11 protein-coding genes are annotated in these 11,668 nt (G+C 58.7%); 5 read left to right on the top strand and 6 right to left on the bottom strand.

Annotation, left to right across the window (positions count from 1 at the left end):
* Positions 1–98: 98 nt before the first annotated feature.
* The 4 genes from AF70_RS26765 to AF70_RS26780 all read right to left on the bottom strand — a co-directional run bounded on the left by AF70_RS26765 (position 99) and on the right by AF70_RS26780 (position 4,029).
* Positions 99–1,328 carry a type II and III secretion system protein family protein gene (locus AF70_RS26765; RefSeq protein WP_028938934.1) on the bottom strand — a complete coding sequence of 410 codons (1,230 nt, stop codon included), beginning with the start codon at positions 1,326–1,328 and terminating at the stop codon, positions 99–101.
* A gap of 572 nt (positions 1,329–1,900) precedes the next feature.
* Positions 1,901–2,539 carry a LysE family translocator gene (locus AF70_RS26770; protein WP_028938935.1) on the bottom strand — a complete coding sequence of 213 codons (639 nt, stop codon included), beginning with the start codon at positions 2,537–2,539 and terminating at the stop codon, positions 1,901–1,903.
* 1 nt (position 2,540) lies between these two features.
* Complete coding sequence (locus AF70_RS26775) at positions 2,541–3,311, bottom strand: 2OG-Fe(II) oxygenase (protein WP_019581187.1); 771 nt, start codon at positions 3,309–3,311, stop codon at positions 2,541–2,543.
* A 91-nt stretch (positions 3,312–3,402) separates the two neighbouring features.
* Complete coding sequence (locus AF70_RS26780; protein ID WP_019650412.1) at positions 3,403–4,029, bottom strand: hypothetical protein; 627 nt, start codon at positions 4,027–4,029, stop codon at positions 3,403–3,405.
* Between the two features lie 90 nt (positions 4,030–4,119).
* Between AF70_RS26780 and AF70_RS26785 the strand changes: the two genes are divergently transcribed.
* Positions 4,120–5,118, top strand: coding sequence for a LysR family transcriptional regulator (locus AF70_RS26785; protein ID WP_019581185.1), 999 nt, complete (start codon positions 4,120–4,122; stop codon positions 5,116–5,118).
* Between the two features lie 69 nt (positions 5,119–5,187).
* Here the strand turns inward: AF70_RS26785 and AF70_RS26790 are convergent, their stop codons facing one another.
* Complete coding sequence (locus AF70_RS26790) at positions 5,188–5,595, bottom strand: PA2817 family protein (protein ID WP_007938686.1); 408 nt, start codon at positions 5,593–5,595, stop codon at positions 5,188–5,190.
* Between the two features lie 108 nt (positions 5,596–5,703).
* Positions 5,704–8,160 carry an acyl-CoA dehydrogenase gene (locus tag AF70_RS26795; protein WP_028938936.1) on the bottom strand — a complete coding sequence of 819 codons (2,457 nt, stop codon included), beginning with the start codon at positions 8,158–8,160 and terminating at the stop codon, positions 5,704–5,706.
* 237 nt (positions 8,161–8,397) lie between these two features.
* Between AF70_RS26795 and AF70_RS26800 the strand changes: the two genes are divergently transcribed.
* The 4 genes from AF70_RS26800 (at position 8,398) to AF70_RS26815 (ending at position 11,566) form a co-directional block, all read left to right on the top strand.
* Positions 8,398–9,057, top strand: coding sequence for a transglutaminase family protein (locus AF70_RS26800; protein ID WP_028938937.1), 660 nt, complete (start codon positions 8,398–8,400; stop codon positions 9,055–9,057).
* A 43-nt stretch (positions 9,058–9,100) separates the two neighbouring features.
* Positions 9,101–9,724, top strand: a complete 624-nt coding sequence (locus AF70_RS26805; protein ID WP_018926240.1) for a glutathione S-transferase family protein — start codon at positions 9,101–9,103, stop codon at positions 9,722–9,724.
* A gap of 133 nt (positions 9,725–9,857) precedes the next feature.
* Complete coding sequence (locus AF70_RS26810) at positions 9,858–10,790, top strand: ABC transporter ATP-binding protein (protein ID WP_028938938.1); 933 nt, start codon at positions 9,858–9,860, stop codon at positions 10,788–10,790.
* Complete coding sequence (locus AF70_RS26815) at positions 10,787–11,566, top strand: ABC transporter permease (protein WP_018926238.1); 780 nt, start codon at positions 10,787–10,789, stop codon at positions 11,564–11,566. The genes AF70_RS26810 and AF70_RS26815 overlap by 4 nt, the downstream gene beginning before the upstream one ends.
* The last annotated feature ends 102 nt before the right edge of the window (positions 11,567–11,668 follow it).

The raw sequence follows: 11,668 nt of genomic DNA on the forward strand, positions 1-11,668 counted from the left end.
TTGAACGCCTGGCCAATGGCAATACAGCTGGCCCGCCAAGCGCTCAAGATCACCGTTAAGAGTGAGGGCGAAAGCCCGGTTCAGCGTCTGGCTCCGGTTCATTGCGAGAGCCCGCTCTTACTGTCGAAATCACCATTTTCTAGGAAGAACATGCGGTAGAAGTTCGGGTCGTAATTGCGCAGCTGCTCGCCAGGCAACGATGGCAGTTGTGCATTGGCCGCCAGGGGCTGGACCAGATGCGGGGTGACGATCATCAGCAGTTCGCGCTCTTCACGGTTGATGGTGTTGTCGCGGAAGAACGCGCCCAGAATCGGGATATCGCCCAGCCCCGGGAATTTGTTCACCTGGGAATTGTTGCGGGTACTGATCAGGCCGCTGATGACGAAGCTTTCGCCGTCGGCCAGGGAGATGCTGGTGTCGGTACGGCGTATGGTCAGCGCCGGAACTATCGTGCCGGCGATGCTTACGGCGTTGGTGAAGTCCAGTTCACTGACTTCCGGCGCCACTTTAAGGGCAATACGGTTTTTCTCGATGATGGTTGGCGTCAGGGTCAGGCGGATACCGAACTCCTTGTACTCGATGGAGATGTTATCGCTGCCCGAACTGGGCACCGGAATCGGTACTTCACCGCCGGCCAGGAAGCTCGCACTCTGCCCGCTGAGCGCCACCAGGCTTGGTCGCGCCAGGGTATAGGCGAAACCGCTGCCTTCCAGCGCGTTGATCGCCACCAGGGTATTGCCGGTCGCAAAAGAGAGGTTGAAATTATCGTTGTTCACCGGCAATGACGGCGTAACGATGCCGCCGATGGTAGGCAAGGTTCTCGGCGAGCCGAACAGGAAGTTGCCACGGGTGCCGAAAATAGACGCTGAGGCTTCCTTGAGTTTGGTCCGGCTGACTTCAACGAAGCGAATATCGGTTTGCACCTGGCTTGGCAGCATCGGGTCTTCGGTAGGTCCCGTCGACACGCTGGTCAGCGCCGCGGTGGCCCGGCCCTTGACGAACACCATGCTTTGGCGTGGTGTTTTCGAACAGGAGGTCCAGACCATCAGGCTGGTGGCTCCCGGTGTCAGACCGGTGAGTATGAAGGCGCTGGGATTGTTGCCGCTGGGTTGCACATCGGCAATTTTCGGGTCACCCACGGCCAATTGCGTCACCGGAACCGGTGTGTGCAGTTCACTCTGAAGCCCCTGACCGACCTCGAACGTTGTCGGCATACTGTCCATCTGCGAACAATTGGCCGCCGCGGCCTGAGCCGCGTCCACGCTGAGGCCCATCCAGAACAGGCCATGGATAATTCGCTTGAAAGCGGGCACGGTACGATAGCTCATTAAGTGCATCCTCGCTGAATAGGCCATCTACAAGGCAAACCAAGTTGCCTCGGATCACTACAGGGGGCCTGAGTCGACCCTCAACCTCGCCAGAGCACTCACCACTAATGACCAATGCCCCCGGCAATATTCCTTGGTGCTACACGCAAGCAGGTGCAATACGCTGATCCGAATGAACAGCGAGCGACCTTCTAAAACGGCTTTTAGTGATCCAGATACCTGGGCTGCCGACCCGAGCGGCAGGCTCAGGCTCGACAACCATCGCGGTTATAGGCGGCACTTCCCGCCAACCTGACTCCCCTAAAAAGCAACCGGCAATCACAGCTCTGCGCCGGTAAACGCCTGTCAGGATCATAGTGAGGTAACTCCTTTTGCCAATTCGCTATCTGATCTCTGAACCTAACGTCAAAATTCAAACCGTTATGACTTCTTCTTGTTTGAAGGTAGTTCAAACAAAGCAAAGCGCCACGATTTAAAACAAAACTTTCAGGGCAGAGTGTGGAGATAGCCATGTTGCTGGCGTTGGAGCGGCAAAAAAATGCGGTTCGGCGAGGCAACTAAGGCGGCAGGGCTTACATGGACAGAATCAGGCGTCCGGCGAACAGAATAAGGATCACCCCCATGGTTCGTTCGAACCAGTGCCCCATACGCATGAACAGCAGTCGCACCCGGGCGCTGGAAAAGAACAGGGCCACGATCACGAACCACAGGGCGTTCACGAAACACATCCACAACCCGTACAGCGCCTGAATCTGCAGTGGTGTCGTGGCACTGATGAGGGTGGTGAAGATCGCCAGAAAGAACAGCGTAGCCTTGGGGTTGGTGGCGTTGGTCAGAAACCCCGTGCTGAAGGCCTTGAACAGGGTCTGCTGCTCAGTTGACGCTGCTGCGCCGTTGTCGCCTTCAATCGCCACTTTGGGTTTGCTGCGCAACAGGCTCACACCGAGGTACAAAATGTAGGCCCCCCCGATCACCTTGGCCACCGTCAATAGCCAAGGCGTGGTGTGCATCAATGCGCCGACGCCGAGCAAGGTGTACAGCACATGCACGGAAATGCCCGCGCCGATGCCCAGCGCCGTGCAGATGCCCACTAAACGCCCGAAACGCACGCTTTGGCGGATGGTCACGGCGAAATCCGGACCGGGAGCTACCACGGCCAGAAAATGGATGGTTGCCAGCGCCAGAAACTCGCCCAGGTAATTCGAAAACATCTCAACTCCAGAAAGTCAGGGGGGAAGCATTGCCGCGGTAGCCGACAAAGAAAGAAAGGCTCAATCGCGGATCGTCCACACCTGGTGTCACCGAGTGCATGCGGCGTGAATTGAACATGATGAAATCACCGGGCTCAGGGCGAATCTCCAGGGTCGGAGGGCCGAGCAAGGCCGGATCGATGCCGTAACTGTCGCCACGCATCTCGTCGAACTGGTCCGGGGAAATGTCGTGGTCCCACATCTGCAAGGCGCCGCCCTCGGTCGGCATGTTCAGGTAAACATTGCAGGCGAACTGCGCTTCCAGGCTTCTGGCCTGGAAACTGTCCGGGGCGTCCTTGGCGAAAATGTCGTGATGGGCGAGGAAGCACACGCCGGGTTTGACCACGCGCGATAGCCCCACATACATCTTGCGGCCATAGAGGTTTTCCAGGTGCGCCCCCGCCGGCCAGGACTCATCGAGCATGCAGCGCAGGGTGTCGACAGGCGAGGAGTAGGGCGCACAACGGCTGCGCAACTCGGCGATGTTGCTGGTGGCGCGCTCGAAATAGTCTTCGATCAGCAGTGGCTGGTTTTCCGCTTCGTAAAACGCCATGCCGATGCGACCGATGCTCGGTGCGTTGATGTAGCCTTCAAAGCCGGGGGCGAGGATCTTGTCGCCGATCTGGATCGCCAGTGGCCGAGGCAACAAGCCTCTGACGCGGATGGCGAGGACTTCTTCGTTGGCCAGTTTTTGTATGCACGTCTCATCGAGACGCTCGACGTCAAGCATCATGTCTTAGGTCCATCTATCAGATAGTCAACAGAGCCCGTGAACACAGGCCCCCCGGCGTCAGGCGATGACGAGGTCGACATCGCCCAAAGGCTCAATCCACGTGGTAGTGGACTGACAACGTTCCCTTTTTCTGCGAAAGGGAAGCGATTGTGACCATGCCTAAATCCTTCAGGCTGCGTACATGGGTGCCGCCGCAGCCGTAGGCGGGCAGCTCACCGAAACCGATTTCACGGGCGCCTTCGCGCAACGACGTCAAGCGCGGCAGATCATGGGCGATCCATTGCTTGATGCCGTGCTGAATCGTCTGGGCATCAACCTCCTGCGCGCCATCGCCCGGTTTGAATTGCACACGTCCTTCATCCGGCCAGTGATGAGCCTTGATCGGCATCCAGCCCATGGCCTGGACGAAGTGACCAATCAGATGCCCCGCCGAATGCATGCGCGTATTGAACTGGCGGCGTTGCTCGTCGACCCGAATCTGGATCATGCCGAGTTTTACCGGGTGGTCGACGAAATGGATGATCCGCTCCGTTTCCTGCACCACGCGCAGCACCTGGCTTTCGCCGATCCAGCCGGTATCACAGGGTTGCCCGCCGCCCTGGGGGTGAAACAGAGTGGCGCGCAGCACCACGGCGAACTCGTTCTCATAGGGCGTGCAATCCAGGACTTCCACATTGGCCCTGAGGTCATCACTATGGAAAAAGAGGCGAAGCGTCATATTCCATGCCCTTATTAAAGTTTCTATTTTTATTATATGAACCGTGGAATTGCGTGATAATCCGTTCAACCATCAAAGGACTGTTGCGCTGTGAGCATAAATCTTCCCCTGCCGCTGCTCGGTGAAATGGCGATTTTCGTCAAGGTTGTCGAAACCGGCAGTTTCTCCGAAGCGGCGCGTCAGTTGGGGGCTTCACCCTCGGCGGTGAGTCGCAGCATTTCGCGGCTGGAGAAGGCGCTTGCCACGCGTTTGTTGCAACGAACCACGCGCAAGCTACGCCTGAGCGACGGAGGCGAAGAGGTGTTCAAGCGCTGCCAGGAGATGGTCAGCGCGGCGAAGTCGGTGATGGAAATCAGCGGTCAGTTCACTCAGGAAGCGGAAGGGCTGGTGCGCGTCAGCGTGCCCAAGGCCGTCGGGCGATTTGTGATTCATCCGCATATGCCGGAGTTTCTGCGGCGTTATCCCAAAGTGGATGTGGAGTTGTTGCTCGAGGACCGCCAAGTGGATTTGATCGATGACAACGTCGACCTGGCCATCCGTATTACCGATCGGCCCCCTGCGGGGCTGGTGGGGCGGCAATTGCTGACCATCGACCATTTGCTCTGCGCCACGCCGCAGTACCTGGCCGAGCACGGCACACCGACTCATCCCCACGACTTGCTCAATCACAGCTGCATCTATCTGGGCGAAACCCCGAGCGATGCGCGCTGGAAGTTCAAGAAAGGCAGTAAAGCCGTGACCGTCGGTGTGCGCGGACGTTACGCCGCCAATCACACGGGCGTGCGATTGGGCGCGGTATTGCAACACATCGGGATCGGTAGCCTGCCGTACTTCACCGCCCGTTATGCGCTGGAACAGGGGCTGATTGTGCAGGTATTGCCGGACTGGACCTTTCTGGCGTCCTACCACGGAGGCGCCTGGCTGCTGCATTCGCCCACCCGCTATCTGCCGCCCAAGTTACGGGTATTCATCGACTATCTGGTGGAATGCCTGGAGAAAGAGCCGACCTTGAGCAAGCCAGGCAAGCCAAGTGCGTTGGGCAAGGGCGCGGCAGCGTATGAGTTGCCGGAGAGTGATGGGTTGTTTTGATCTTTACCCGGCCAACAAAAAAGGCCCGCATGATTAACCATGCGGGCCTTTTGCGTTACTGATTGGAGATCAGTGCTTGCTGTCCTGATTCGACATCGCCAGCAGCTGTTTTTCCTGATTCCAGTCGAACGGTTCATCGTTCTGTTCGGCTTCGAAGCGACGTTCTTCCAGCGCCTGGTACAGGTCGATTTCATCATCGGGCATGTAATGCAGGCAGTCACCGGCGAAGTACCACAGCAGATCGCGCGGCACCAGGTGGGCGATTTGCGGGTAGCGGGTGATGATCTGGCACAGGATGTCCTGGCCCAGGTATTGGCTTTCGATCGGGTCGACCGGCAGCAACGCACGCAGTTCGTCGAAGCGCTCCAGGAACAAGGCATGGCTTTCTTCGGGAACCTGTTCGGCCTCACCTACGGCGACCAGGATACTGCGCAGGTGGTCGAGCAAGACGAGATGATCGGCAACGACATTGGACACGAGATAAGTCCTCAAGAGCAAAACGGGCGCAGGAGTATAAAGCTCCCGCGCCCTTTTTTCACAGGGTAAAGCGCCCCATGATGGTAAGGCGACACACGGTCCTCTGGATCAGCGGACCTTGCCCTTGCCCAGCACCAGCACCTGTTTGTCGAAATCATCGACGTCGATCACCTTGCGCCGCGCCACCTCCACTTCACGCAAGGTCTCGGCCTCAACCGGTTGCAAGACGCCAGCCTCCAGTGCGGCATCGATGACCGACTCCCCGACAGTGGGTTTGACCTGGCGACTTCTCAGCGCCGTGTTGAGTTTTTTCTGTAGCGGTTTGGCGGCGTTCAGCAAGTCGCAGGCGTGTTGCAGGGCGCCGACCGGATCCTCTGTCGATTGCGGGCGATAGCAGCCCGCCAATAACTCCTCAAGGGTCGGATCGCCCTTGGCGCGGCCGAGGACTGCGGCGACTTTGGCCGCCAGCCTGTCCGACGGGCCTTTGTGCCGGCGACCGAACGGGAACACCATCACTCGCAGCAGGCAGCCGAGTACCTTGTTCGGGAAATTGGTCAGCAGTTCGTCCAGCGCACGTTCGGACTGGCCGAGGCTCTCTTCCATGGCCCAGGCGAACAGCGGACGCATATGTTCCGGCGAATCGAGATCGTGATAACGCTTGAGCGCCGCGGAGGCCAGATACAGGTAGCTGAGCACATCGCCCAGACGTGCGGACAAGCGTTCGCGGCGTTTCAGATCGCCGCCCAGCAGCATCATGCACTGGTCTGCAAGCATGGCAAAAGCCGCGGCCTGACGGTTGAGGGCGCGCACGTAGCGTTGGCTGAGCTTGTCCCCAGGCATGTGTTCGAAATGCCCGAAGCCAAGGTTCAGCACCAGGGTGCTGGCGGCGTTGCTCACGGCAAAACCAATGTGATTGAGCAGCAGGGCGTCGAATTCGATCAACGCCTGTTGTTTGTCTTCGCGGTGGACAAGGGCCATTTCCTTGAGCACGTACGGATGGCAGCGAATAGCGCCCTGGCCGAAGATCATCAGGTTGCGTGTCAGGATGTTCGCACCTTCGACCGTGACGGAAATGGGCGCACCTTGCCAGCTACGCGCCAGATAGTTGTTCGGGCCCATGATGATGGCCTTGCCGCCGTGAACATCCATGGCGTGACTGATGCACTCGCGACCGCGTTCGGAGAGGTGGTATTTGATGATGGCGGAGGGCACCGACGGCTTTTCGCCGAGGTCGACGGCGTTGGCGGTGAGCATCCGCGCGCTGTCCATCAGCCAGGTACTGCCGCCGATCCGCGCCAGTGCTTCCTGAATCCCTTCGAAGGCTGACAGCGGTGCGTTGAATTGCTCGCGAACCTGCGCATATTGGCCTGTCACCAGGCTGCTGAACTTGCCCGCGGCAGTACCGATGGCAGGCAGCGAAATGGAACGCCCGACCGACAGGCAGTTCATCAGCATCATCCAGCCTTCGCCGAGCATTTCCTGACCGCCGATGATGAACTCCAGCGGTATGAACACATCCTTGCCGGCGTTCGGGCCGTTCATGAAGGCGGCGCCCAGCGGCAAGTGACGGCGGCCGATTTCTACACCGGGGGTCTGGGTTGGAATCAATGCGAGACTGATCCCCAGGTCGACTTTGTCACCCAATAGATGATCCGGGTCATAGGCCTTGAAGGCCAGGCCGATCAAGGTCGCCACCGGACCGAGGGTGATGTAGCGTTTTTCCCAGTTCAGGCGCAGGCCGAGGGTTTCCTGGCCTTCCCATTCACCTTTGCAGATCACTCCGGTGTCGGTCATGCCCCCGACGTTGGAACCGGCCATCGGGCCTGTCAGGGCAAAGCAGGGGATATCGTCGCCGCGGGCCAGCCGTGGCAGGTAATGATTGCGTTGTTCGTCGGTGCCGTAATGCAGCAGCAGTTCCGCCGGGCCGAGGGAGTTGGGCACCATGACGGTGGAAGCGAGGTCGCCGCTGCGGGTTCCCAGTTTCATCGCGATCTGGGAGTGGGCATACGCCGAGAAGCCTTTGCCGCCGTACTCCTTGGGAATGATCAGGGCAAAAAAGCCATGCTGCTTGATGTGATCCCAGGCCTTGGGTGGCAGGTCCATCAACTGGCTGATCTGCCAATCGGTGACCATCGCGCAGAGTTCTTCGGTCGGGCCATCGATAAACGCCTGTTCCTCTTCACTCAGTTGCGCTTTTGGATAGGCCAGCAGCTTGTTCCAGTCCGGACGACCGCTGAACAGCTCGCCATCCCACCAGACCGTGCCGGCTTCAATGGCTTCACGCTCGGTTTGCGACATGGGCGGCAGGTTTTTTTGAAACCAGTTGAATATGGGCGCCGTGAACAGTTTTCGGCGCAGGTCCGGCAGCAACAGGGGGGCGGCCACGGCCGCTAGTAACACCCAGAAAATCAGCAGCAGCCAGACGGGGGCATGGCTCGCATGTCTGAAGATGCCCATCGCCAGCAGATAGACAGCGATGATGCCCAAAGCGGGCAGAGGTGCGGTGCGGCGATGTGCCAGCCAGGCAATCCCGACCACCAGAACCAGTATCCACAACAGCAGCATAATTAATTCTCCTGAAGCCAGGGGCAAAACCACTCTCAGAGCTTAGACGGCATCCATAAAAGTGGGTGGTCGGAGCGATCGGGTTGAGCTTGTAGGACGAAACGGCCGGACTTCGTCAGTTATTTCGATGGAGGGCTCGTCAACAGAGCGGGCAAGCGCTGATATTTGGCCGAAACGTCGTTATCTCTGTGCTGAAGGTGTCGCTAGACTCGTGGCTTCCCCCAGGAGATTGCTCCCATGCACGCGTATCTGAGCCCCGGCCGCTTCATCGACAGTGACCATCCCTCGGTGGTGGAGTTCACCGAAAAACATCGTGGCGCCGGGCGCGATCCGTTGGAGCAGGCGATCAATCTCTATTACGCCGTGCGCGAGGCCGTGCGCTACAACCCCTACACTTTCAGCCGTGATCCGCAAACCTTGCGCGGCAGCTATGCGCTGGCGGCCGGGGAGAGTTATTGCGTGCCCAAAGCCACGCTGCTGGCAGGTTGCGCTCGGCATTGCGGGATCCCGGCGCGTATCGGTCTGGCGGATGTGCGCAATCACCTGTCGACGCCGCGCCTGCTCGAACTGCTCAAGAGTGATGTGTTCGCCATGCACGGCTACACCGAGCTTTATTTGAACGAGCGTTGGGTTAAAGCCACGCCGGCTTTCAATCAACAACTGTGCGAATTGTTCAATGTCGCGCCGCTGGAATTCGACGGGATCAATGACAGCGTGTTCCATCCCTTCAACCGTGACGGCGAGCAGCTGATGGAGTACCTGGTCGATCACGGCCAGTTCACCGATGTGCCTGAAGCGTTTTTTTTCGAGCACCTGGAAAAGTGCTATCCGCATCTGTTCGGTGAGCAAGTGCCGGTGCTGCTGGGTGATATGCAGAGCGATTTGAGTCGCGTCTGATCCGGCGTATGCTGCCTGCGCATTCATTCAACAAGGAGCGGTCATGCTGAAGATCTGGGGTCGGAAAAATTCGTCGAATGTCAGAAAACCATTGTGGGCCGCCGAAGAGCTGGGCCTGGCCTATGAAGCCATCGATGCCGGCGGTGCCTTTGGCGTGGTCGATACGCCTGAGTACCGGGCGATGAATCCCAACGGTCGCGTGCCGGTGATCGAAGACGACGGCTTCGTGCTGTGGGAATCCAACACCATCGTGCGTTACCTGGTGGCTCGCCATGCCAGCGGCACTGCCTGGTATCCGACGGACCTGCAAGCCCGTGCCTCGGCCGAAAAGTGGATGGACTGGACCACCTCAAGTTTTGCCGCGCCGTTTCGCACGGTGTTCTGGGGCGTGTTGCGCACCCCGCAAGAGCAGCAGGACTGGCCGGCCATCAAGGCTGCGATCAAGGAGTGCGACGATCTGCTGTCGATGGCCGATCAAGCGCTGGCGGTTAAGCCATACCTGTCGGGCGATGAGATCGGCATGGGCGACATTCCCTTGGGCAGCTTCATTTATGCCTGGTTCGAGATGCCGATCGAGCGCGCGCCGCTGCCTCATCTCGAAGCCTGGTACGCACGGTTGAAACAGCGTCCGGCCTATCGCAAAGCCGTCATGACCGCGTTGACTTAATACTCACTATCAACACGCGTGACTGTACTTGTGTGGCGGCGACAAGCACCATTGCGCTCATGCGCCGCGGTTGCATTGATCGCCGCCCGCCCTTATTTATTCCTTTCTTCCCTTCTTGGTGCGTAAATCCGATATGAGTTCCGCTCTGTCCATCCGGCAGCTAACCAAAACCTACGGCAACGGTTTCCAGGCCTTGAGTGGTATCGATCTGGACGTCGCCGAAGGTGACTTTTTCGCCTTGCTCGGCCCGAACGGCGCCGGCAAATCCACAACCATCGGCATTCTCTCGACCCTGGTGAACAAGACCAGCGGCACGGTGAATGTATTCGGTCACGACCTGGACAAGGAACCAGCGGCGCTCAAGCGCTGCATTGGTGTGGTGCCCCAGGAGTTCAACTTCAACCAGTTCGAAAAGACCTTCGACATCGTCGTGACCCAGGCTGGTTACTACGGCATCCCGCCGAAAATCGCCAAGGAACGCGCCGAGCAGTACCTGACCCAACTGGGTTTGTGGGACAAGCGTGATGTGCCGTCGCGCTCCCTGTCCGGCGGCATGAAGCGCCGACTGATGATCGCCCGGGCGCTGGTCCACGAACCACGCCTGTTGATCCTCGACGAACCGACGGCGGGGGTGGACATCGAATTGCGTCGCTCGATGTGGACCTTCCTCACCGAACTGAACAAGAAAGGCATCACCATCATCCTCACCACCCACTACCTGGAAGAGGCTGAGCAGTTGTGCCGCAACATCGGCATCATCGACCACGGCACCATTGTCGAGAACACCAGCATGAAGCAGTTGCTCAGCCAACTGCATGTCGAGACGTTCCTGCTGGACTTGAAGAACACGTTGCAAGTGGCGCCGCAGTTGCTCGGGTACCCGGCCAAACTGATCGACAGTCATACCCTGGAAGTCCAGGTCGACAAGGCCATGGGCATTACCGCGCTGTTCACCCAGTTGGCGCAGCAGAACATCGAAGTGTTGAGCCTGCGTAACAAAACCAATCGCCTCGAGGAGTTGTTCGTGTCCCTGGTGGAGAAAAATCTGTCGAAGGTGGCGGTATGAGTTCTGAGCTGCAACCCAACCTCGTTGCCCTCAATACCATCGTTTACCGTGAGGTCAAGCGCTTCACCCGGATCTGGCCGCAGACCTTGCTGCCGCCAGCCATCACCATGGTTCTGTACTTTGTGATCTTCGGCAATTTGATCGGGCGGCAGATCGGCGGGATGGGTGGCTTCACCTACATGGAGTACATCGTGCCGGGGCTGATCATGATGTCGGTGATCACCAACTCCTACGGCAACGTGGTGTCGAGTTTCTTTGGCAGCAAGTTCCAGCGCTCCATCGAGGAACTGATGGTGTCGCCGGTGTCGCCCCATACGATTCTGATCGGCTACACCCTGGGCGGCGTGTTGCGCGGGTTGATGGTCGGGCTCATCGTGACGCTGCTGTCGCTGTTCTTCACCACGCTACAGGTGCATCACCTGGGCGTGACCGTCCTGGTGGTGCTGCTGACGGCGACGATCTTCTCGTTGCTGGGTTTCATCAACGCGGTATTTGCGCGCAATTTCGATGACATCTCGATCATCCCGACCTTCGTGCTGACACCGCTGACGTACCTGGGCGGGGTGTTCTACTCGATCAGCCTGTTGCCGCCGTTCTGGCAGACCGTGTCGCTGGCCAACCCGGTGCTGCACATGGTCAACGCCTTCCGTTACGGCATCCTCGGCGTGTCGGACATCAAGATCAGCGTGGCGATTGCTTTCATGCTGGTAGCGACTGTTGTGCTGTACATCGGTTGTGCGCGGCTGCTGGTGAGTGGGCGCGGGATGCGTACCTGATCGAGCCCCTTCGCGGGCAACATGTTTTTTGATGGTGTACATATCCGTTTCTTTGGTAACGGCGGCTGGCGGTTTCGCTCTTACAGCGAGTCACTTTGAAAA

This window comes from Pseudomonas sp. KD5, from assembly GCF_012932895.1.
GTDB lineage: Bacteria > Pseudomonadota > Gammaproteobacteria > Pseudomonadales > Pseudomonadaceae > Aquipseudomonas.